Raw genomic sequence first — 21,600 nt, forward strand, 5'->3', positions numbered from 1 at the left:
TGCCGGTACGGCGCCCTGCGTTACGGCGGAGTGGGATGCTCGTCGTCAGTGGGCTCGGAGCCGCCCCCAGGCCGGAGGAGCCACTGTTCGAGCGAGCGCAGAATGTCCGAGGCGACGTCGGCGCGCATCGAGTACTTCATGCCGTTGCGGTCGCGCTGCTGCCGCACGAGACCCGCGGTACGGAGTTGGTGCAGGTGGTGATGGACGGTCGGCTGGCCGAGTTTCAGCAGGCTGACGAGCTCGGTCGTGTAGCGCGGCCGGTCCGCGAGCAGCCGGAGCAGGGTCAACCGGTTCGGATCCGCCATGACCTTCAACGCGGTGACCAGTTCGGCGCGCATCGGCACCGGGTCGTAGCTGTCGAACATGTCGCTGTGGACGCCGAAGATGATGAAGGCGGCACCGCTGGCCTCGTCGAGACGCGTCGACATGAAGGGATACATGAACACCGACGGCGCGAGCGTGACAGTTCGCACCTCGATGTCCGGTCCCAATGAGTAGCCACCGGTCAGATGCTCGATCGCCGCTGCCGCCGGCAGCGCGTCGAGGGTACTGCGCGCCGCGTCGCCGGCGCGCTCCACCAAGCCGGTGGTCTCGCCGAGGTGTTCGTTGAACACCGCCGCCAGGTAGCCGTCGAGCAACGTCACCAGATCGGCCTGCACGACGTCGGGCTCGAGCAGAACCTTGCGACAGCGGCTTGCCCAGCCTCCTGTCAGACCTGCGACAGCATCCTTGACCGTAGACGCACTGCCGGTGCTCAAGGCTTGGCGGAACGCCTCGCGTCGGTCGGGACGGGTGTCACCGGTGTCGAGCAGGAACATCGCCAGTTCGTCGGGCCTCGTTGCCGCGATCGCCGCGATCAGGTCGGCAGGACCGGCACCAGGTGACAGCTCCGTGATGACCCTCGCAGCGCCATAGCCGAGCGCGGTGTCGAGGCCCTGGAAGAGGAAACGTCCCTTGGACACGAGGTCGTCGCTCAGGCGGGGGAGTTGATCGGCGGCCCAGCGGCGGCTCCGTGTGAAGGTGCGGGGATTGAAAAGAGCGCGCAGGCTGACGACGAAGTCGTAACAGACCGAGGCGTCGAGCGTCACCTCGCCCCGGAACTCTGCCGAGGTCAAGCCGCGATCCACGCCCCTGATCAGCCTCATGAGTGATATCGCTCCGCTTCGAAAATCGATGGTGGTCGATACTCTAAGAACGTCGATAGTGTTCGTCAAGAGGCCGGGTGTGGTGGCCTTTCCCTGTAGGTGCTGAGGTTTCACGTCACGGACGACCACCGCTTACGCCGGCGGATGGGGCGAAGGCCGAGTGCCCTGCGTAGGTCGCCTAGAGCGTTCGCGATGGGCCGAGCGAGGTTCTGACCGCTGACAACGCTGATGGTCGGCCGATGACGGAACGGCGCATCGACCACTCGCTCGCCCGGCAAGCGTCGGGCGCGTCGTCGTACGTCGCGAACACGACTACGGCACCTTCGAAAGCACCGGCTCCAGATCGGTCGAGTACAACGCCTGAGGGTAGGAACAACACCAAAGAGCCGCACGCCGACCAGTTGCTCCAGTCGCGCCAGCCGTTGACTGGAGGACGGCTGCGACATCTGCAGATCCCGGGCTGCGGAACCAACAGAGCCACGGCGGCTCGCCGGGGGGTAAGGCTGCGGCGGCCGAGGTCGATATTTCTTGCGATCAGACGCTGTCCCGAAGGGTCGAACCCTTCGGGACAGCGCAGTGCTAGCGGGCGTCCATGACCGAAGTCATGCCAGGCTGCCCGTCAGCGGGTGCGTGACGCCGGCCGGGTGGACGTGGACGCTGACCTCCTGCAGATGCGGCGTCTTCGTGAGGAGCCGGTGCTCCACGAACTCCGCGATGCTGTGCGCCTCGGCCACCGATAGTCCTGGCTCCACGGTGATCTCGGCGTCCGCGACCAGGCGGTGGCCACTCCACCGGGCGCGCATGGTCTCGACACCGGCGACGCCCTCCGCCGTACGCGCGGTCTGCGTCATCTGGTCGATGATGCCGTGATCCACGCCGTCCATCAGCCGGCGGATCGTGATCCGCAGCGAGCTGACCAGGACGCCGAGGATCGCGATGGCGATGAACAGACCGACGATGGCGTCGGCACGTTCGAATCCGAGCCAGACCCCGATGACACCGAGCACGACGGCGATCGACGTGAACCCGTCGACTCGGGCGTGCTGCCCTTCGGCGACCAGGGCAGCGGAGCCGATGCGCTTGCCCGCACGGATGCGGTAGATCGCCACGACTTCGTTTCCGGCCGCGCCGATGAGACCGGCGGCCAAGACCCAGCCGAGGTTGGTCAAGGGGTGGGGATCGACCAGCGCGTCGATGGATTCCCAGATGATGAGGCCGGCTGAGGCCGCGATCACGAGGGAGATGAAGAGCCCGACCAGGTCTTCCGCGCGGCGGTAGCCGTAGGGGTAGCGCTTGCTCGCGGCGCGCTGTCCGATCTTGAAGGCGATCACCAGCGGGATGGTCGTGGCAGCATGGCCGAGGTTGTGCAGCGTGTCTGCCAGGAGGGCGATGGATCCGGACGCCCAGACGATGACGACCTGGAGCAGTGCGGTCAGCATCATGCCGGCCAGGCCGATCCAGGCTGTACGAATACCTTCTTGGCTGGCTTCTTGTGCGGACTGAATCGCTTCGTTCGAGTCATGAGCGTGTGGCACGAGCGCGTGCTTGATCTTCGCCCATATCCCGCGGCCGTGGTCATGATCGTCATGGTCGCCGTGCCCGTGCCCATGCCCGTGGCCGTGCCCAGCAGTGGCCTCGCCGTCGGGTCTCGCGTGATTCCCGTGCTGCGCGTGCCCGTGCTCAGCGGCTTGGATGTTGGCAGCCCCACCTGTGTGGTCGTGCTCGGACCCGTGGGGGTGCTTGTGATCGTGCTCTCTGGTGCTCATCGGCTGTCTTAGTCCTCCGCTCTGTCAGGTACCGGTGGCTGGATCAGGGTGGCTCACCGCGCCGGGCGCCCGGTGGTGTTCGGGAATTGCTTCACCGGAGTGCTCGGCGTGATAAATCGCGTCCTGGACGAGCTGGCTGGCATGGGAGTTCTCGATCCGGTAGAAGACCTGGTTGCCCTGCTTTCGGGTTCGAACGAGCCGTGCCATCCTCAGCTTGGCCAGGTGCTGTGATACCGCGGCCTGTGACTTGCCGACCGCTTCGGCCAACTCGTTGACCGCCATCTCGCCGTCCAGCAGCGCCCAGAGCAGCCGCACCCGGGTGGGGTCGGACAGCATCCGGAAGACCTCCACAGCCAGCGCGACCTGTTCGTCGGGTGGTATAGGTCCGCGTGATTGCGTATCTGCGCGCATATGCAGATACTAATGAAGAAACTTCGCCTCGGCAAGGTTGCGTCCGCCTCTCAGCGTCGCCTTCGTACCGAGGGCTCAGCGCAGCGGAATGCCAGGTGGCCACGGCTGGCAACAGGTCGCGGGCGACCCATTGCTCAGCGACGGTGTCCCAAACGCCAAGCTGAACTGGGGCGGCCGCGCACCAAGTTCCATCCGTCAGCCGCTTGCTGGTGGAGAGGGTGCGGCCGCCGTCTGGGCCGCCGGCAGGGACGGTACGGCGCAAAGGTTCGCGATCTCGTCGAGGATCAGACTGAGAGGTGGCTCCATGCGTCCTCCTTGGTTGCCGGCCGCGATCTGGCGGCGGCTTCGGTGATGTCTTCGAGGAGTGCGGCGATGAAGGCCGAGGTCGCGCTGGCACCGACGCCTGTGCCGAGAAGGTAGGTGCTCCCCCGGTCTCGGAGGAAAGCGATCGCGGAGGCAGGCTGGACCGTGGACATGCTGCGGGCGAGGTGGAAGCCCGGGACGCCACCAGACTCACCGGTCTTTCCGGACTCGAGCGGAGGGTTTCGGGATCCCCACAATGTTCGTAGGAGTCTCCGAGACGTGCGCCAGCCGGTAGGAACTGAGCGGCGCCAGCAGCTTGGCAAGGTCCTTCGTGCTCATCGCCGCCAAGCTGGATCCGCGCAGAAGGACGTGGTCGACAAGCTCGGCTGGAAGAAGACACGGCTCAGCCTCATCGAAACCGGCAGGATCAGGCTCGATCAGGAGGAAGCTGGCCTTCTGGCCGACACGTACCGAAGCCGTCGTAGTACTGATCTTCCGGTTCGAACTCACAGTCGATGTCGTGCGCAACCATCAGCTGCCCAATCGTCAACAGAGTCCCGGCCGATGAGGAGCAATGGAACGAGATCCGGCGTCAGAGGCCGGATTGTCACGCCAGGTGTGTGTCTGGCGTGAGGTCGCGGGCTGCCCTTCTGCCCTGGATCGCGGGTCCGGACCCCAGGCTCCGGTAGCGTGCGCCGGGTTCTGCTCCGCCTTCTTCTTCTTCGAGCGAGGATTCCTGTGAACCTTGACTTCGGCCTCGAGCCGCTCTTCTCCTGGTACGTCGTGCTGCTGTGTCTCAGTGGCGCCGTAATGGTCGCGCTGGCCGCGATCAAGGCGGGCGACCGGTCGGTCGGCTCGCGTGCCCTCAGCGCGGTGGCCGGCATCGGCTTCCTGGGCTACGGGATCTACCTGGGCTTCATCTTCCAGGGCGACAGCTACCTGATGTTCTTCCAGGCGTTCATCCTGCCGGCCCTGCTGGTCGTCAACTTCGTCCGCTCCCTGTTCACCAACCACCCGGCAGAGCCGCAGCCGCAGCCATACCCGGGCGCCCCCACGCAGCCGTACCCGGGAGTCCCCATGCAGGCGCAGCCGTATCCGGGTGGTTCCGCGCAGGCGCAGCCGTACCAGGCTGGCTCCGCGCAGCCGCAGCCGTACGCGGGCGACCCCACGCAGCCGTACCCGGTCCAGCCGCAGCCCTATCAGGCCCAGCCGCAGGCGTATCCGGCCGGCCCGACCCAGTCGGGTCCGACGCAGTCGAGCTGAACCCACCTCGGGCAAGCTGGTTGCCTGCGGCAACCAGCGTCCGGAGGAATCAGGAGGCGGCACCCCTGCCCGAACTTGGGGTGTCGCACTGGTCGTCGCGGTTGCTGGCGGCCCGGTGGCCGGCCAAGAACGCCCGGGTCACCCTGCACAACACCGCGACCAACTGGCGAGCCCGCCCCTCCAAGTCATTGGAGGGGGTTCGACGGCCGTGCCGTCCCCTTTTGACGAATTCTGTGAAGGTGTCGACGTGCGCGCAACTCGCGACTGTCAGGCCAGAACCCGCAAGTAGTGAGAGGAACCCGCCGGCCGAGGGGGGGAATTGGCCGGCGGGTCCGCCTTTCCAGGATCGCCCTTGGGTTTACGGGTCGACGGCGACCGTGCAGGTGTAGGTACTGGGCTTCAGGCCGAGGCCGAGGCCGAGCCGTCGCCGTTGGCGCCGGTGGAACCAATGGCCATCTGGCCGTCGGGGCCGGTGCACACGATCGTGGACGCCGTACAGCCGTCGATCTGGGAGTCCACCGACACCGACAGGTTGGTGAGGTGTCTTGCCGAAGGCAACCGTCTCGCCGCCGTACGGCGAGTCGGTGCAACTCGCCTTGTTGTTGACCACCACGGTCTTGGTGATCGGACCGTCGGCCACGTCACCCGTCGGCACTGTCTCGGTGACCGAGTAGCTGCCGAACAGGAGGTTGTCGAAGCATGCCTGCCCGTTCGCGTTGCGGCGCGCACGCCGGAACCACGCGATAGGAACATGTTCTCCCCTCAGGAGATCGGGTCGCCGGCCCAGGCAGGGTCGGTCTGCGTCACCGAAGCGCCGTGAATCAGCGCGCGCCCTCCGAGCGCCTGCAGCGCGACCCCCATACCCCCAGCCATGGACCCGCGGCACCTCTGGATCCGTGCCCAAAAACCTACTCTCGCCAGTCCCGAGTGACAATTACCTTACAATCATTGACTTTTCAAGGAACGCTCTTGCTGAACCCGGCGACGGCAACCTTGGAGATGTTGGTTGCCGTGCGCATCTATCGGGTGACTGTGAGCCGCCGGATCGGCGGGGTTGGCCTTTTGCATCACAGACCGTCGTGGTCCGTGCACCAGTCCGCTCGGCGCTGGTCCGGTTCAGCTGTTCGGTGCCTTGTTCGCGTCGCCGCCTTGGGCGTAACGTCAGGAACGACGTCTGGGGTAGGGATAGACGACATGTGAGTGGGTGGGGGCCCGTGAACGTGTGGCGGGCATGTTGTGGCGACCGGGCTCGGCCCGCTGACTTGCGGGCCGTGGGGCTGCCGAACGCGCGCGCACCTCCGGCGCGAGTCTGGGGCAGCGCAACCAGAAATCATGGGCGACCGCACGGGGGACAACACACCGGCCAATCACCGGGTCCAGCCGCTCCTGCGCAACAAACCAGCCTGCCGCCGCGGACAGCTCACTGCTGCCGCAGCCGTCAGGCAATCACCTTTGGGGGATCCCATGCGCAGGTTCTTCACCATGCTCGTCGCGGCACTCGCGGCGATGCTGTTCTTCGCACCACAAGCAGTCGCGGGAAGCCCACACTTCGTGGGCACGCCCACCGTGACCCGCAGCGGCGACTCGCTGATCGTCTCCGGCAAGGAAGCCGGACTCGGCAGCGAAACTCAAGTCACCATCCAGGTCAGCGCGCAGGCCGCATGCCTGAACCCCGGGCAGAACTTCCCGCAGGCCGCGAACAAGCAGACGTTCACCGCCGAGGGCACCTTCCCGGTCCAGAACGGCAAAGCGCTGTTCGAACTCACGCTGACAGCAACGTTCCAGCCCAAGTGCAGCCCGCCAATGCGGGTCGTCTTCGGCGACGTCACCGTCCAAGACACCGCGCACGGACTCTCGGTCACCATCCCAGGGCCCTTCTGACGACGTGCACCTTGAGTTGAAAAAAATCAGAGGAGGGGCGGCGACGTCGCCCCTCCTCACGTCTCGCGCAGCGCGGAACCGCCGACGCCTGCCACTGCGGCACTCAGACTGCCCGCACCGAAAACTGCTGACGCAACAGTTGCGGCAACCCGGACAACGGCAGCCTCCACGGCGCAGGCCGCGACCAGAGCTGTCATCTTCGGCACGTTCCGACTGTCGTCATCGACAGAACCGTAGACACGTTGCTATTAGCAACCTTTGGGGACACTGGATTTTCCGGCGGCACGAACACACAACCTGGCCTGGGTACCAGGCCCCTAGCGAACGCTCGTCGTTGCGCCAGGAGGCCTGACCACCCACCTGTCAGGTACACGGTCAGAGCCAGGTGACCAGGAGCATTCCCCGAACATGCGGCATCAGGCCCGGCGGACGATCACCAGGCCCGCGTTCTGGTCGAGGACCAGGAGGTCGTCGAGGCCGTCGCCGCTGACGTCGGTCACCAGGACGGAGGTGGCGAGGAAGGGGAAGCCGAGCTCGACCGGAGCAGGCGGGCTCACCTCGGTGCCCGTCACCCGCCAGACCTGCGCCTGCCACCAGCTGCCCGGCCCGGTCACCAGGTTGTCCTGGCCGTCGCCGTCAAGGTCACCCATTCCGACTCCGCTCACCGGCGGCGCGTACGGAACGGCGAGCCGTTTGAAGGCCGGCCCGATCCTCAGCTGCGTCTCCGAATCCGGGTAGCTCGCCGGTCCGGTCCACGCCAGGTCGGCAAAACCGTCACCGGTGACGTCGCCGAGCGCGACATCGCCAACGCCCACTGCCGGTTCACGGAAGGCTTGGGTCCATCCACCGGCGGTCGGAGTCCATACCGCCACGGCCTGGTCGTCCGGTGTGGACGCGACGCCCGCCACCTCGAGGCGACTGTCGCCGGTGACATTGCCGATCTCGATCCGGCCCACCGTGCCGGCAGCGATGGGCTGCGCCTTGCCGGTGGAGAGCCGACCCGTACTCGGCAGCACCTGGAGCGCAGTCGTCGTGCTCACCACGACATCGGCCAGGCCGTCCCCGGTGAGGTCGGCGATCCCGACGTCGAACGCCGCTCCCGTCGTACGCCGCAGCGACGGCGGGCCGAAGCCGGTCGACGAAGCCGCCGAGACGAGTACTCCGTCCTGCGACGGCAGCACCGCGTCCGCGTCGCCGTCGCCGTCCAGATCCCCCAACGCCAGCTCCTGGGACCCGAACGGAACGGCGCGGCTGACGGGATCGGCGAGAGACCCGTCGGCCTGTCCCCTGCGCAACTGCAGGAGATTCCCGCTGTCGGCCGACACCACGGTGACCAGGTCGGGCCGTCCATCACCGGTGACGTCACCGACGGCAGCGTCGTACGTGGCTCCGCCGGCGGAAAGGACCTCGGGCTCCGCGAGCGGAGCGAGCACCGGGCGAACCTCGATCATCGCGGTGGTCGAACTCGGCAGGTAGGCGGTGTCGCCGGTCCAGGAGACGGCCACCTCGTACTGGCCTGCCACCAGGTCGACCTCGATCGTCGCCGAGCCGCCGGCCAACGAGACGGCCCGTGGCTCACCGCCGTCGATCGTGAAGGTCATCTCCCCACCCAAGGTCACGAAGCGGTCCTCGGGAGAGTTCTGCACGTACGCGTTCAGAGTCACCGCGCCCTCGTCGAACGGACCGTAGACCGACAAGACCACCCCGCTCGGCCAGCGTGGCGGCGTCGTCACGGTGACCGTCTCGGAGGGTGCGGAACGCTGGCCGTCGTAGGCAACCGAAAGCACCACATAAGAAGTCGTCGTCTCGGCAGAGGTCGCCACGAAGACGCGGCTCACCTCGCCGGAGTACGACCAGGTCTGCAGCGGCCCGTCGAGCGAACCGTCCGCGGCCACGGCATACACCTCGTACTTCGCCTCCCCGTACCCGGACTGCCACGTCAACTGCACCAGGTCGGGCCGAACTGCGGTGCCGACCACCGACGCCGGGGGCGCCGGCGGAGTGGTGAGCTGCGCTGGTGCACTCCAAGGCGACGCCGCATTGCGCCCCAGGGCCCGCACTTCGATCGTGTACGGCGTCGCGGCGAAGACCTTCAGCTTCGCCGAGATGCCGGTGGTGGCGAGGGACTCCACCTCCCCGTACGCCGTCCAGCGCACTTCATAACCGGTCGCCCGATCGACCACAGTCCACGACACGTCGACCGAGGTCGCGGCCGTGGCTACCGCCGACGTAATCGTCGGAGCAGGCAGCTTCGTAGCCCCGAACGCCGAGGTCGGAATCACCAACAGAACCGGCAAAAGAACCAACAGAACGAATACGCCGCGCAGCTTCATCGGACCCCCTGGGCCTCAACCACCAACCGCCACGCTGCTTGAGCGATAGTGAAGAGATACTGACAGCCGCCCCCGCTGGGCGCAATCGCTCAAGCGACCTAAATTTTCGGCCCGCCGACCCGCATCTGCGAGCCTGCCGCCGACCGCCGTCAGGACTTGGCGGGCGCCTCAAGCCTCCCGCCGGCACACTGCCATGAGCCGCGCGGCGGCCCCGGAGGGTGCGGGGCCGCCTTCAGTCGGCCGTCAGGCTTCTCCCTGGCTCTCCGACACTGGATTGAGTGGTTGGAGACCTGCGGGAAGCGGTTCGTTGTCGCTGAGTTTGGCATCCGATGGTGTCGAGGTATCGCATGCCACATTCTCACCCACCCACACCGTCAAACAACTTCAGCCGCGCCGCACACTAGTTAAGGCGAATTGTTGCAAAGACAGATGTCGCGAACTGCTCTCCATAGACGCCATTCCAGTGATTTATGGTCCGGTATTCTCGCAAGATCCTCGTCCAAGACATCGCTCGGCAAGAGATCAGGGGACGGCGAATAGTCCCGCTGTAGGTACGACGTCGTCCAGGTCGTGATCAGACGTCGCGCACAATCAGCGAAAACCTTCGCCGCACGGCGGGTGATCGCGACAATCCGGGCAGTAACGATCGCAGATTGTGACCTGACGGGACGTTGACGACATCCATCGGGAGTGCCCAGGCTGACCCCAGCATTGTCGGCCATGATCGCGTCGGCTGCAGGGGGGACCTGTCATGCGCTCAGTCTTTTCGCGTACCCGGGCGGCCGTCGCCGTCACCGTTCCGCTCGTCGTGATTCTCACCGCCACCGTGCCGGCGACCGCGCACGATACCCCGCCGACCCCTGCCACCGGCACCGCAGCGAGCCCTGGCGGACACGACCACGGTGACCATGACCATGCCGCCGAGGACCTCGTTGGTGTCCCGATGAACGAGATCGAGCGCGCCGCGAAGGCCCGGTCCGACGAGGTGACCCGGCAGACCGGCCAACGCCCCGGCCGCCGCTCCCCGAAGGAGCAGGCGGTGGCGGACGCCATTGCGGCGGCCGCGGATCCGGCGGTCTCCGGGGCGTGGAGCAGCGTGGTCAACACTCCGGTCGTGCCGGTGTTCAACGCGATGCTGCCGAACGGCAAGGTGCTCATGTGGGACTCCGTCGGCGACGGCCCGGCCGAGTCGTACAGCGATCAGTCGTTCACCCGGGCCGCGGTGTGGGACCCGGCGACGAACACCAGCAAGCGGGTGGATGTGCAGGGCTACAACATCTTCTGCGCCGGCTACGCACAACTGTCCGACGGAACCGTCCTTGTTGCTGGAGGCAACCGAAATACGTCGCTGAACGGGATCCGGAAGACGCACCTGTTCGACTGGCGAACGGAGACCTGGCGGCGCGGGCCGGACATGGCCGCCGAGCGTTGGTACCCGTCCGTGACCGCACTGCCGAACCAGGAAGCCCTGATCCAGGGCGGCGGTCCGGAGAACGCCGAGGTCCATCAGACCAACCAGTGGATCCGCCTGCTCACCGGGTTCACCACCCCGTCCAGCCGGCTGTACCCGCTGCTCACCGTCCGCCCGGACGGAAACGTCGACCTGGTCGGAACCGGCACCACCATGCGCACGTTGCAGACCAGCGGTGCCGGCACACAGGTGGCGACGTCCCTCCGCGACACGATCAACCGCGACTACGCCAGCTTTGCGACGATCCGGGGCGGCAAGACGCTGGTAGCCGGCGGCGGGATCGTCGCCGAGGACGGCAAGGTCAGTGTGCCGACCCGGACCGCGGTGATCGTGGACTCCAACGGCGCGACACAGGCACAGCCGACCGGCTCGATGGCGACCGGGCGGCGGCAGCACAACCTGACGGTCCTCGCCGACGGCGATGCCCTGGCCACTGGCGGCATGAACGCCGTCGTGAGCGACGGCGGCGTCAACCTGGCCAGTCCCGTGTACGCCGCGGAGCTGTACGACACCGAAACGGGTAGTTGGCGCACGCTCGGCGCCGCGAACCGGATCCGCCAGTACCACTCGACCGCCCTGCTGCTGCCCGACGGCCGAGTGATGACCGGCGGAGGCGGGATCTGCGGGGAATGCCAGCGGGTCGGCTACCTGGAGAAGAACATCGAGTACTTCACGCCGCCCTACCTGTACGGCGCCGACGGGCAGCTCGCGGCTCGTCCGGCGATCACCGGAGCACCCACGATCGCGTCGTACGGCAACACGTTCTCAGTGACCTCGCCGCAGGCCGGGTCGATCGTCAAGGTGGGCCTGGTGGGGCTCGGTGCGCCGACCCACGGCGATGACCAGGGCCAGCGTTACGTGCCCCTGACGTTCAGCGTCGCCGGGACGACTCTGACCGTCGCCTCACCGGCCAATGTCAACGCCGCGCCGCCGGGCTTCTACATGATGTTCGTTGTCGACAGCAACGGCGTGCCGTCGGTGGCGCGGATGGTCCAGCTGACCGCCACGGCCCCACCAGCTCCGGCGCCCGTACGGCTGACCATCGCCGGACCAGGCGACAGGTGCCTGGACATCGACCACAGCTCGACCGTGCCTGGCACCAAGGTCCAGCTGTGGGACTGCAACGGCACGGGAGCACAGCGCTGGACGCACCCGGCGGACGGCACGTTGCGAGCACTCGGAATGTGCGCGGACGTACCGGCCGGCAACCTGCGCGTAGGGGCTCCGCTGCGAACCGACATCTGCAGCAGCGTCGATCCGGCGCAGAAGTGGACCGTCAACGCGAACGGCAGCATCCGGTCGACCACGAAACCCAAACTCTGCCTGTCAGCCCCCGGGCGAAACAACGCGGAGCCCGTTACCCTGGCCAACTGCAACGGCTCCGCGACCCAGGTGTTCCGGTACTAGTGCAGATCCTCCCGGTGGTGCGTGAACAGCTGCGGATCGCCGAAGGGCGTAACCCGCAGCCCAGCGCAGGGCTGATCCACTCCCAGACGGTGAAGGGTGCCGACACCGTCGGGCGCGAGTCCCGCGGTCAGAATGTGGCGATCGGGTTGACCGGGCTGCCGGACGTACCGGCGAAGCGGACCGGCGCGACTGCTAGCTGGAAGTCCCACTGGCCGAGCTCGGCAGCCGTCGTCGCGCACACCTCCAGGTCGCAGTTGTCGAGCAGCCACAGACCCATCGCAACGAGGCTCACGGCGTGTACCGGCATCAACACGTCTTCGTACCCCGACGGCTGAACGTCCTGGGGGGTGTCAGCGCCGATCAGCGCGACCTCCCGTTCGTGCAGCCACGGCAGGCAGGACGCGTGCCAGCCGGCCTGCGTGAACCCGCTGGCCTCACCGGCCTCGTGCCGAACGCGGCCATAGCCGGTCCGCAGGAGTACCGCATCGCCGGATCGCACCCGCACACCCTGGCGACGCTCGGCCTCCTCGAGATCGTCGGGAAACACACCTTGCCCCGGTTCCAACCACGGCACATCGTGGACCCTCGCAATGTCCAGCAGGACACCACGCGTGATGATCCCGTTCGCCGCCGCCGTGACGGCCGCCCACGCCGATCCCGTTGCGGCGTCGACCAACGAGTGCGACCGCCCGTTGTACATCGTGCCGTCCCAGAAGATGTGGCACGGCGAGTCGATGTGGGTGATCGTGTTGCCGTGGAACATGATGCCGAGCCGCTCGTTCGAAAAGCCCCAGCGCCGGTCAGCGCGGAATCCGGGCACCGGCATGTGCTCGGCGCCCGGCATGTCGGCGGCGCACGGGCAAGTCGTCGTCGACCGCTCCATTTCTTCCGGTACGGCGACCTCCCATGCGCACGACATGCTCCTGCCGTGGCGCACGGCCCGCGCCGCCGCCAGCCGGACATCGTCGGTGATGTGGTTCAGAGTGCCGAGCTCGTCGTCGTCGCCCCACCGTCCCCAGTTCGACAGCGTGTTGAAGTACCCGAGCACGTCGTCCTGTGTGGGCATCGGTCGCCTTGCCGTCATCCCAGCATCGACTCCTCCGGTCAGGCGGTTCGAGGCACCGCAGGCAGGGTAGGTATCCCGCCCCCCCTTTCACATGCCAAGGCCCGCTGAACTGGCATGACACTACAATCGTCAGCGACCAGCCCACCACCGATGGCGTTGTCGGTGGCCATGGCATTCCGGCGTTGGTCGGACCCGTCTGGCCGGGCGCCCCGTCGCGGTCGTCGAGCTTGGGTGGCCTATCCGAGCCGGACCGGCAGGTGGACACTGTGTGCGTGGGGGCAGTGCAAGCACGGCCGAGTCGTCGGCTCGTTGGCCGAGGGGTCGAGGAGCGACTTCTCGCGGATGCCCTGAAGGCGACCGCGTGTGGTCGTCCGTGTGCAGTGATGGTGCACGGCGAGGCGGGCGTGGGGAAGACTCGGTTGGTCCGGGAAGTCTGCGACGCCCTCGGCACCGAGATCCGAGTGCTCTGGGGAACCTGCGTGCACTTCGGTGAGGCGTCCGTTCCGTTCGCGCCGGTGACCGGTGCGCTCCAGTCCTGGCTGGCACAGGCGAACGCTCAGGAGCAACCGAGACCCAGATCCAGGACCTGCTCGGCCGTGCTGTGGACATCGACCTCGCAGCCCAGATCTACGAGCGCTCGGCCGGTAACCCCTACCTCACCGAACTCCTGGTCGGTGGCCTGTCCGGGGACGAGCCAGGACTCCCGGCCACGGCACCCGCGGCGCTCCGCGACGCGCTGCTGGCCAGCTGGCACGGTTTGTCCGCGGCCGCGCGCCAGGCGACCCGTGTACTCGCGGTCGGCGGCCGCCCGACCGACCTCGCGGTGCTTGCCGGCGTGGTCGCCGAACACGGTGTCGAACCCGGCCTACTCACCGGCTGCCTGACCGAGGCCCAGGACCACGGCGTCGTACTACCCGACGGTGACGGCCGGCCCTGGTTCCGCCACCCGCTTCTCGCCGAGGTCCTGTACGACGGTGTGCCGCACGGCGAGAGGGTAAAGGTGCACGCGACCTACGTGCGCGTGCTCGAGGGCATGCCGGGTGGGCAAGACGGTCGCGTGGCTGCCGACCTGGCAGTCCACAACCATCACGCCGGGAGAGTCGACGATTCCTACCGGTGGTCGCTTACCGCTGCGGGCCACGCAGCCGAGCTGTGCGCCACATCCGAGGAGGCCATCCACCTGGAGCGTGCCTGCTCGTTGTGGGACCAGATCTCGCCGGACGTCCGAGGCTCACGAGTTGGACATGTCGATTTGCTCCGCCGGGCGAGCCGCGTCAGCGGACGAGCCTGCCGACTCGACTCTGCTGTCAACTTGGTGAGAGAGGCGTTGTGCGTGGTCGACCGGGATTCCGAGCCGCTCCTGACCAGCACCCTGTTGCTCGCGTGGTGGGAAGCGACATATCGCGGCTCGGCGCCCATGAAGGCGGGTGTCGACGAGCTCGTCGAGGCGGGTCAGCTGACCCAGGCCTATCCCGACAGCGCCGAGCGTGCCTTGGCGTTGGCGGGGTTGGCCTTTGCCGAGCGCTGGGACAAGTCGTACGACAGCGCGGCGGCTCACGCAGAGGAAGCCGTGCAGGCTGCACGGAGATCCGGGTCGGAACTGGCGCTGGCAGGCGCCCTCAGCACGCGCGCTTTCGTACATCTTCATGACCTCGCCTCGAACCCACTGGCGGACGCGGAGGAGGCCGTGCGGCTTGCTCGGTCGTGCGGTTCCACGGACTGGTTGGAGGAGGCAGCGATCTGGCAGGTCAGGTGCTTGAAACATCTCGGCCGGGTCAACGAGGCCACTGTCGTGGCTCAAGGGGCGTTCCAAGAGGTGCTCGCGGCGGGGTCGGAGTGGGCGTATTTCCTCGCCTCACACGCCGCGGAAGGGCTTCTGTGGCAGGGACGTTGGAACGATTGTCGCGAGCTGCTTCGGACGGCGCTGGCAGCGCGCTGCGGAGGCATCGCAGGAGCATCGGTTCGACTAACGGCTGCACAGCTGGCCGCTCGGTCCGGGCGCATCGCAGAGGCCAAGCTGCACCTGGACCGGGCTCTGAACCTGATCTCCGAGGACTTCGCCGGTCTCCGCGGAGACCTGACCCTCGCCGGCGCAGAAGTCTTCCTGGCGTCCGGTGAACCGCAGAAGGCGCTGCAGTGGCTCAGACGCCGGATCGTCGTGCCGAATGCAGCGAGACCCCACTACAGCGAGGACATCCTCGTGGAATTCGCGCACGCCGCCGCGGAGACCGCCCGGGCCGCCCGAGACGCCGGCGATGCGGACGGTGTCGCACAGGCGGTCGCCACGCTTGATGACCTGATCGCCAAGTGGCCAGCGGAATCGTTCACGGCGGAGCGGCCGGATGCCGTGGATGTGGCGATGTTCAAGGCACTGTTCGATGCCGAGGTGGCGCGCTGCAGGGGCCAGACGGGTCAGGCGGACCTGTGGCGGCATGCGATCGAGGCGTGTCATGCGGCTGGTGTGCCTTGGGAGGAAGCGGTCTCGCGCCTGCGCCGGGCGGAGGCCATGCTGGCTGCCGGATCTCGCGGATCAGCTGTGAGTGATCTGTTGCGGCAGGCTCACCTGACTGCTGTCGAGCTCGGCGCGCAGCCGTTGCAGGAGGAGGTCGAGTCGCTCGCACGGATGGCCCGCGTCTCGCTTCGTGAACCCGTCCCGGTGCCGAGTATGCCTGAAGCTCCGACAGCGCTTGGCGGCCTCACCCCGCGCGAACGGGAGATCCTGGCCTTCCTGGTGGCCGGACGATCGAACGGTGAGATCGCGAAGGCACTCGTCATCAGCTACACGACTGTCAGCGTCCATGTCTCCAACATCCTGCGAAAGACCGGAACGTCGAGTCGGGTGGAAACGGCAGCACTTGCCGAGCGGCTGGGCAGCCAGCGCGTCGACTGACAGGGACGGGAGAACGGGTCCCAGCCAATCGGCGCGCCGGCCCACCTCTAGCGGCGTGCGGGTGCCGACTTCTCTCGCCAGAGAAACCCGAATGCCGCGGCTAACCGGCCAGTGCGTGGCGGCGCCGGTACAGCCACATGCCGGTAAAGGCGACGGCCGCACCACCGAGTGCGGAGGCACCAGCCTGCAGGGCCTCGACCCCGCTGTCGTCCGACCGGCTCTGGCCTACCGTCGCCGCCTGCACGGGAGCGACTTCGTACTTCGGGTCGTAGTTCGGGTAGTTGTACTCCGGGCTCTTGCCCTCGGATGCCGGGTAGCCGGTCCCTTCGTCCGGCCACTCGGGAGGCGCGGGCACGCTTTGAGACGTGGACGCGGCTTCAGGGTCTTTCCCCATGGCCGACGCTTCGGTCGTGGTGAGGACCACGGCGCCCATCGCGACTGCTGACAGTGCGAGGGCGGAATACCTGCGGTTCATGATTCCTCCGTGAGGTCGTCGCGGCGGGATCGCCGCCTTCTTTCACGGTCGGCTCACATGCCCGCAGCCACATCCGACGCACCCCCTCAGAAATGGCGCAGAACCTCTTAGATTTCGGTGCCGGATGCGCGCGCCGAAGCTCTGTCTCAGCTCAGCGGCGACCGCTGAACCAGCTCCGGCGCCTTGCCGACGCCCTCCCCCAGTGCACGGCGGCTGCTGGATCCCAGTCATGCATTGCCGTGCTGGCCTGGTAACTGCTCGACAGCCTTGGCGAGCTCGAGTTCAACCGGGCCTGAGAGTTCGGGCGACAAGTTGCCCATGGCCACGGTGTCGCCTCGCGCTGAGTTTTCCGTCCCGCTCAGGCGTGGGACAACACGGCAACAGCCTGACCCGCGCCGGCATGCAGGCGGCAGCGATGTCGCGATCTGCTCCGGGAACCAGGCCGCGTCGTACTGGACGAACCGCAGAAACGCGGTGCATCGATGAACTCCGAGTCCTAGAGTGCGTGGGGTGAATCTTTCGCATCTCGGTGCGCCGATCGGGCCGATGATCCGCGTCCACGGCGGGTTCGCCAACCGGACTTACCGGCTCGACACCGACCAGGGGTCGTTCGCGGTGAAGGAGTTGAACCTCGTCGACCGCCCCTGGACCTACCGCATCGAGGACGTGTTCAGGTTCGAGCGGGCGGCCTTCGCCGCCGGCATTCCGATGCCGGAGCCGATCTCGGCCAGCCACCACACGCTCGTCCACCGGTGGGTCGAGGGAAGGAAGATGCCCGAAGCACCAGTGTCGGGGGCGTACGCGTTCGAGATCGGTGAGATTCTCGCGCGCATCCACGCGCTCGACGTCGAGTGGACCCACATGTCGATCGAGGACCCGGCGGCACGGGACTGGCCCGAGCTCGCCGAGCGGGCGGCGTCGACCGGACAGCCGTGGGCCGACGAACTCGCCTCCCATGTCGAGACGCTCCTCGCGATTGCCCACTTCGTCGACACCTGCGAACGGCCAGGCCCTGTTGTACTGACCCACAGGGACATCCAACCGTGGAACCTGCTCGCTCGAGACGGTCGGCCGGTAGTGCTCGACTGGGAGCTCTCGGGGATGCTCGACCTGGCGGGTGAGCTTGGCTCGACCGCGCTGAGCCTCGCGAAGGGACCTGGCTTCGACAACATCGAGCCCGCCATCTTCCGCTCGGTCCTCGACGGCTACGTTGCAGGGGGCGGAGCGCTGCCCCCGTCGGGTCCAAGCTGGTTCGTGTTCATGATCGGCGGCTGGCTGGGGCACACAAGGCGGAACGTCCTCCGGTGCCTGGCTGGTGTTGAGGCGAGCACAGGCCCTGACCTCGCGCTGTCGCACGAGTCCGTGCGCAACGGCGTGCGCGGCCTACCCGACATGTTCGGCCGGCTTGCAGAGCTCGAAACGCTGCTCGTGTGACTGACCCGCTTCTGTGCGCCAAGAGCGCGTCTACTTGACTGGTTCAGTGAAGGAACCCGTCCCACTTCAACTCGTAGCGGGAGCCGCCAGGCATGCCGTTGCGGCCAGGCAACTGTTCGACGACTTTGGCAAGCTTGGGTGATTCCAGCCCTGCTACGGGGCGCAGCAACGCGCACGACCTGCTGCGGTGGTTCCCCGTTCTGCGTGGATCGCGCGGCTCGCGCGGCCGCTGATCGCGGCCGGTCTGGCCGAGCTGCCCACCGGCCCGGCCTTTGCCAAGTCCTGGGCCGAACTGCACGCGATGGCAGCGTCGGAGATGAAGTGGGCGTTGTGGCGGCAAGAGCGTCACAACGGTACGCCGGAACCGCTGCCCACCGGGTCACTCGTCGAGGAGTTGCGCGCTGACCCCGTCCTGCCCGAAGCCCTGTCAGCCGCGCTGGCCGGCCCCGGCGTGATCGGGATTCTGGAGCGGCACGCCGTACCGTCGTGGGAGCTCGGTCCGGCCGTCGCCGAGCTGGTCGCCGATGGCCACCTCGACCGGTCCCGCATTCTGGCCGACGCCTTTGTCGCATTGACTCGCCAGGACACTCCCAGCACCCGGAAGGGCATCGCGAAGCTGCTGGCAGCACTCGACCTGAAAGGTCCGGACCTCGCCGAGCGCATGCCGTTGGTCCAGGGGTTGCTGGCGACCAGCCACGGATCGGTGACCGCCGTGCTGTTGCCCGCAGCGGTCGAAACCGCCCACGCCGACGATCTCCCCGACCTCGCGGCCACGATCTTCGCGCGTCCGGAGAAGGCCCAGAAGACCGTGCTGCTCAAGGCGTTGACCGGGCCGCACGCGGTCGACCGGTGGGGATCCGACGCGGTGACGATCGCGCTCAAGGTCGCGGCCGACGTACCCGACCAGGCGTTCGCAGACCGAGCCACCAAAGCGCTTACCGCACTCGGAGTCGCCCAAGAAGCCGACGCAGAGGCTCCGCTGTCTGATCTGTGGGCCGCACCCCTGCCGGTTAACGACACCGGGCCTGCCGCCAAGATCGAGCCGGATGAGCCTGGGCTGGCCGCTGCTCTCTCCCGGATCATCAGGTCAACCACGGCCGCGGACGGCGCGGTCTTCTGGGACGCGATCGTCCGCTGGTCTGCCAGATCGCCTCAAGAGGTGCGCTACTGGGCCTGGTCCGCAAACCAGAGTCTCGGCGACGGAGTGCGCCCGCCGTCGGCTCTGTGGGCAGTGGTCACAGCGGCCGACGTGACCGCGAAGACCCACAAGACCTTGTGCGACAAGATCGCGAACGGCGTACACGCGCCGACCGACTGGGAGATCGCCAGCCTGTCCCTGACCGGCGCGGTCCACGAGATCTTCGCGAGCGAGACAACCCTAAGACTCGGCACGATCCCGTACCTGCTGAGCACCCCGACACAATGGAACGGCCTACTCTCCTTCGACACCCTCGTGGACCGTCTCAAAGGCTACGGCCGTACGTCGGCAGGCCCGACGGATCTCTTCCTCGCACTACTCCGCCTCGAACCCACTCCACCCGAACGCACGACCCAACTCGACGGATTGTCACTCGACCTGTGGTCCCCGGGATCCACGTGGCGTACGGCGAAACACACCGAAGACGCGGTCGACCTGCTGCGACAGTGGATCGAAGGCGGCGGACTCCCGAAGCTCGTGACTCGACATGACGGAGCAACCGTGACCGTCGAACCGGTCCGGCTTCCGATCGACATCAGCCTCATCCCAGGCATCCCGGCCGGGCTCCTCGCCGGTCACACGAGCGGTACCCATCGCGAGTACCACGAGTGGGCGATCAGAGCCGAAACCGGATTCGGGATCGTCCCGGCCTGGCCGGATCTGTTGGCCGCCAAGACGCAGACGCAGTACGACCAAGCCGCGCGGCACCCACCTCGCTGGTTGCCGATGATGGCGCACGCGCCCGGCCCCGGCCTCGCTGTCCAGCATGACATCGCGGCCACGCTGTGCCACGCCGACGAGGATCGACGGCTCCTCGCCGTGGACGCAGCGCTGGCGCTGATGGGCCGCGGTCGGTGGGACAGCACGGCGTACACCGAGTGCTGTCTGCATCTCCTCAATGACGGCGTACTGCGTCTCGGTCGCCTTGGCCACTCGTGGGAGCAGCTGATTCTCGCGGGTGGGCTGCAACCACTCTGGCCGACCGCGATGACCGTGCTCGGCAAGGCTTCGGTGCTCGAGCGGAAGCCCGCTGCGCTGGCCGAGCTGTGCGGCGTACTGCGTCGCTACGTCAGCGCGGTCCCCGATCCACAGATCCCCGAATCCGTTCTGGAGCTGGCAGCATCGAAGGGTAGTAGCAAGGCACGGGTGGAGGCAGCCGCCTTTGTGGCAGCAGCCGCACAGGGAGAAGGCAGATCGTGACGATCGAGGCCGGTTATCGCACTGATTCGACGCTCGTACGGCGTACCGATCGCAGCGCACTGTTGGAACTCGAGACAGCGCTCGGTGCGACTCCCGGCGGACTCGTCGAGCAGCCGCGGTTCTTCAGCGGAGTGCTGGCGCGGCCGGACGTGACCGCGGCCGGCATCCTGGCGGTCGCCGACGTGGCCAACAGCCGGTACTTCGACGCGGGTCTCGTCCACCGCCTCAGCAACCTCGATCCCGTGGTCACCGCCTCGGGCGACCGGCTGCGGTTCGAGGCGTTCTCACTCTGCAACGGAGTCCACGCCCGGCTCGATCTGCTTGCCGATGGCATCGACTCGGGCGAGGTCGCGCACGGGACCACCAACGTGGACATCAACCAGCCGCTGCGCACCGCACTCGCCGGAGTCGGCCGCGCCGAGCTCGTCCACCTCGACGTCGGAACCGAAGGCCTCTCGGTGGCGACGCTCGACGAGACCCACCACGAACGGAAGGTCGATCTCCCGGACCGATGGATCAGGGGCTTCGCCGAGACGCCCGTGCTCGCCGCACGGATGACGCAGCGGGCCGAGCTCGCCGGACCGGCGGCGGCTCGATGGCTCGCCTCACTGCCCAAGTCTGCGCCAGGTCCGTCGTACCACCTGCTCCCGGCGCCAGGCGGATTGCGACAGTCGACCCGACCATCGCCTGGGTCCGTGCATCTTGCCGGAGCCGCGCGGCTGGCAGCGTCGGCGCGGGTCGCGCGCTTCACGCACCGCCTGCGCGTGTTCGGTTCCGACGATCACGCCAGCGCGTGGGTGTTCGAACTGCCGGGCGCGCGGTTGACGCTGCTGCTTTCCCCAGAACCGTACCGAGGCTTCTCGGGTGAAGGCGGCCTGCTGACCACCTTGACGGCGTCTTCGGCCGGGTCCGCTGCCGCCCGACTACTCGAACATCTCGCCTGGCAGCCGGTCATCGATCGCGATCGGCTGGCGGCGACGACGGACCTTCCCCTCGCGGACGTCGACGCGGGCATCGGCTACCTGGCCGTGTCCGGCAAGGTGGGCTACGACCTCCACGGGAGCACCTGGTTCCACCGGGAGTTGCCGTGGAACAGCGAACGGATCGAGCGTGACAACCCTCGACTGAAGGACGCCCGCCAACTGCTGCAGGACCGAGCGGTCGCGCCATCCGCCAACGGCTGGTCGATCACCTCCGGCAACCACCGCCACTGGGTCAAGGGCGATCCCTACACCTGCACCTGTCTGTGGTGGGCCAAGTACCACGGCCAACGCGGCCCCTGCAAACACGTCCTGGCAGTCACCCTGTACGTCCAGGCGCAGCACTAGCAGGTCTTTCGGTACGGACGGTCGCCGAA

The 21,600-nt window shown here is 67.5% G+C and carries 19 protein-coding genes and 1 pseudogene; 10 read left to right on the forward strand and 10 right to left on the reverse strand.

Annotated features, from left to right (window positions below):
* Positions 1-20: 20 nt before the first annotated feature.
* The 6 genes from EV644_RS15495 to EV644_RS47165 all read right to left on the reverse strand — a co-directional run bounded on the left by EV644_RS15495 (position 21) and on the right by EV644_RS47165 (position 3,964).
* Complete coding sequence (locus EV644_RS15495) at positions 21-1,145, reverse strand: ArsR/SmtB family transcription factor (protein WP_132188988.1); 1,125 nt, start codon at positions 1,143-1,145, stop codon at positions 21-23.
* Between the two features lie 110 nt (positions 1,146-1,255).
* On the reverse strand, positions 1,256-1,717 hold the full coding sequence (locus EV644_RS47160; RefSeq protein ID WP_132189381.1) for a helix-turn-helix domain-containing protein: 462 nt from the start codon (positions 1,715-1,717) through the stop codon (positions 1,256-1,258).
* A gap of 30 nt (positions 1,718-1,747) precedes the next feature.
* Positions 1,748-2,911 (reverse strand): cation diffusion facilitator family transporter, encoded by a 1,164-nt coding sequence (locus tag EV644_RS15505; RefSeq protein ID WP_132188989.1) that lies wholly within the window; start codon positions 2,909-2,911, stop codon positions 1,748-1,750.
* Between the two features lie 24 nt (positions 2,912-2,935).
* Positions 2,936-3,322, reverse strand: coding sequence for an ArsR/SmtB family transcription factor (locus tag EV644_RS15510; RefSeq protein WP_132188990.1), 387 nt, complete (start codon positions 3,320-3,322; stop codon positions 2,936-2,938).
* A 195-nt stretch (positions 3,323-3,517) separates the two neighbouring features.
* Positions 3,518-3,628, reverse strand: a complete 111-nt coding sequence (locus tag EV644_RS46270; RefSeq protein WP_241998190.1) for a type IV secretory system conjugative DNA transfer family protein — start codon at positions 3,626-3,628, stop codon at positions 3,518-3,520.
* Positions 3,629-3,835: 207 nt separating this feature from the next.
* Positions 3,836-3,964, reverse strand: a complete 129-nt coding sequence (locus EV644_RS47165; RefSeq protein WP_255511310.1) for a hypothetical protein — start codon at positions 3,962-3,964, stop codon at positions 3,836-3,838.
* 30 nt (positions 3,965-3,994) lie between these two features.
* Between EV644_RS47165 and EV644_RS47750 the strand changes: the two genes are divergently transcribed.
* Complete coding sequence (locus tag EV644_RS47750) at positions 3,995-4,258, forward strand: hypothetical protein (protein ID WP_369410498.1); 264 nt, start codon at positions 3,995-3,997, stop codon at positions 4,256-4,258.
* A gap of 105 nt (positions 4,259-4,363) precedes the next feature.
* Positions 4,364-4,888: a hypothetical protein gene (locus EV644_RS15520; RefSeq protein ID WP_132188992.1), complete on the forward strand. Its 525-nt coding sequence runs from the start codon at positions 4,364-4,366 to the stop codon at positions 4,886-4,888.
* A gap of 399 nt (positions 4,889-5,287) precedes the next feature.
* Here EV644_RS15520 and EV644_RS47170 read toward each other — a convergent pair whose 3' ends face one another.
* Positions 5,288-5,413, reverse strand: coding sequence for a hypothetical protein (locus EV644_RS47170; RefSeq protein ID WP_255511311.1), 126 nt, complete (start codon positions 5,411-5,413; stop codon positions 5,288-5,290).
* 20 nt (positions 5,414-5,433) lie between these two features.
* Here EV644_RS47170 and EV644_RS47175 point away from each other — a divergent pair, with 20 nt between their 5' ends.
* Both EV644_RS47175 and EV644_RS15525 read left to right on the forward strand, forming a co-directional pair.
* Positions 5,434-5,562, forward strand: coding sequence for a hypothetical protein (locus tag EV644_RS47175; RefSeq protein ID WP_255511312.1), 129 nt, complete (start codon positions 5,434-5,436; stop codon positions 5,560-5,562).
* A 790-nt stretch (positions 5,563-6,352) separates the two neighbouring features.
* Positions 6,353-6,769 carry a hypothetical protein gene (locus EV644_RS15525; RefSeq protein WP_132188993.1) on the forward strand — a complete coding sequence of 139 codons (417 nt, stop codon included), beginning with the start codon at positions 6,353-6,355 and terminating at the stop codon, positions 6,767-6,769.
* A gap of 416 nt (positions 6,770-7,185) precedes the next feature.
* On the opposite strand, the gene EV644_RS15530 is transcribed toward EV644_RS15525, so the two are convergent.
* Positions 7,186-9,051 carry a fibronectin type III domain-containing protein gene (locus EV644_RS15530; RefSeq protein WP_158292838.1) on the reverse strand — a complete coding sequence of 622 codons (1,866 nt, stop codon included), beginning with the start codon at positions 9,049-9,051 and terminating at the stop codon, positions 7,186-7,188.
* 802 nt (positions 9,052-9,853) lie between these two features.
* Between EV644_RS15530 and EV644_RS15535 the strand changes: the two genes are divergently transcribed.
* Positions 9,854-11,980, forward strand: coding sequence for a galactose oxidase-like domain-containing protein (locus tag EV644_RS15535; protein WP_199239841.1), 2,127 nt, complete (start codon positions 9,854-9,856; stop codon positions 11,978-11,980).
* A 127-nt stretch (positions 11,981-12,107) separates the two neighbouring features.
* On the opposite strand, the gene EV644_RS15540 is transcribed toward EV644_RS15535, so the two are convergent.
* The gene (locus tag EV644_RS15540; protein WP_132188995.1) at positions 12,108-13,046 is read right to left on the reverse strand and encodes a cyclase family protein; all 939 of its coding nucleotides are present in this window, start codon (positions 13,044-13,046) and stop codon (positions 12,108-12,110) included.
* A gap of 281 nt (positions 13,047-13,327) precedes the next feature.
* Here EV644_RS15540 and EV644_RS47755 point away from each other — a divergent pair.
* Together EV644_RS47755 and EV644_RS15550 are read left to right on the forward strand one after the other, a co-directional pair.
* Positions 13,328-13,588: pseudogene (locus EV644_RS47755) on the forward strand (ATP-binding protein); the annotation flags it as partial.
* Positions 13,589-13,647: 59 nt separating this feature from the next.
* Positions 13,648-15,936, forward strand: coding sequence for a helix-turn-helix transcriptional regulator (locus tag EV644_RS15550; protein ID WP_241998192.1), 2,289 nt, complete (start codon positions 13,648-13,650; stop codon positions 15,934-15,936).
* A 100-nt stretch (positions 15,937-16,036) separates the two neighbouring features.
* Here EV644_RS15550 and EV644_RS15555 read toward each other — a convergent pair whose 3' ends face one another.
* Positions 16,037-16,411, reverse strand: coding sequence for a hypothetical protein (locus EV644_RS15555; protein ID WP_132188998.1), 375 nt, complete (start codon positions 16,409-16,411; stop codon positions 16,037-16,039).
* Between the two features lie 510 nt (positions 16,412-16,921).
* On the opposite strand from EV644_RS15555, the gene EV644_RS15560 reads away from it, so the two are divergent.
* From EV644_RS15560 to EV644_RS15575, 3 genes are all read left to right on the forward strand, one after another.
* Entirely contained in the window at positions 16,922-17,845 is a 924-nt protein-coding gene (locus EV644_RS15560) for a phosphotransferase family protein (RefSeq protein WP_132188999.1), read from the forward strand.
* A 187-nt stretch (positions 17,846-18,032) separates the two neighbouring features.
* A complete protein-coding gene (locus EV644_RS15570) occupies positions 18,033-20,243 on the forward strand; it encodes a hypothetical protein (RefSeq protein ID WP_132189000.1) in 2,211 nt (736 codons plus the stop codon).
* Positions 20,240-21,571: an SWIM zinc finger family protein gene (locus EV644_RS15575; RefSeq protein WP_199239844.1), complete on the forward strand. Its 1,332-nt coding sequence runs from the start codon at positions 20,240-20,242 to the stop codon at positions 21,569-21,571. Before EV644_RS15570 ends, EV644_RS15575 begins: the two co-directional genes overlap by 4 nt.
* Positions 21,572-21,600: the final 29 nt, after the last annotated feature.

It is taken from the genome of Kribbella orskensis (genome assembly GCF_004342085.1).
Taxonomy (GTDB): domain Bacteria; phylum Actinomycetota; class Actinomycetes; order Propionibacteriales; family Kribbellaceae; genus Kribbella; species Kribbella orskensis.

Excerpts from the sequence above, each read along its gene's own strand:
- EV644_RS15495 (WP_132188988.1), bottom strand. The coding sequence starts at position 1,145 with ATGAGGCTGATCAGGGGCGTGGATCGCGGCTTGACCTCGGCAGAGTTC.
- EV644_RS15505 (WP_132188989.1), bottom strand. The coding sequence starts at position 2,911 with ATGAGCACCAGAGAGCACGATCACAAGCACCCCCACGGGTCCGAGCAC.
- EV644_RS15510 (WP_132188990.1), bottom strand. The coding sequence starts at position 3,322 with ATGCGCGCAGATACGCAATCACGCGGACCTATACCACCCGACGAACAG.
- EV644_RS46270 (WP_241998190.1), bottom strand. The coding sequence starts at position 3,628 with ATGGAGCCACCTCTCAGTCTGATCCTCGACGAGATCGCGAACCTTTGC.
- EV644_RS47165 (WP_255511310.1), bottom strand. The coding sequence starts at position 3,964 with ATGAGCACGAAGGACCTTGCCAAGCTGCTGGCGCCGCTCAGTTCCTAC.
- EV644_RS15525 (WP_132188993.1), top strand. The coding sequence starts at position 6,353 with ATGCGCAGGTTCTTCACCATGCTCGTCGCGGCACTCGCGGCGATGCTG.
- EV644_RS15535 (WP_199239841.1), top strand. The coding sequence starts at position 9,854 with ATGCGCTCAGTCTTTTCGCGTACCCGGGCGGCCGTCGCCGTCACCGTT.
- EV644_RS15540 (WP_132188995.1), bottom strand. The coding sequence starts at position 13,046 with ATGCCCACACAGGACGACGTGCTCGGGTACTTCAACACGCTGTCGAAC.
- EV644_RS15555 (WP_132188998.1), bottom strand. The coding sequence starts at position 16,411 with ATGAACCGCAGGTATTCCGCCCTCGCACTGTCAGCAGTCGCGATGGGC.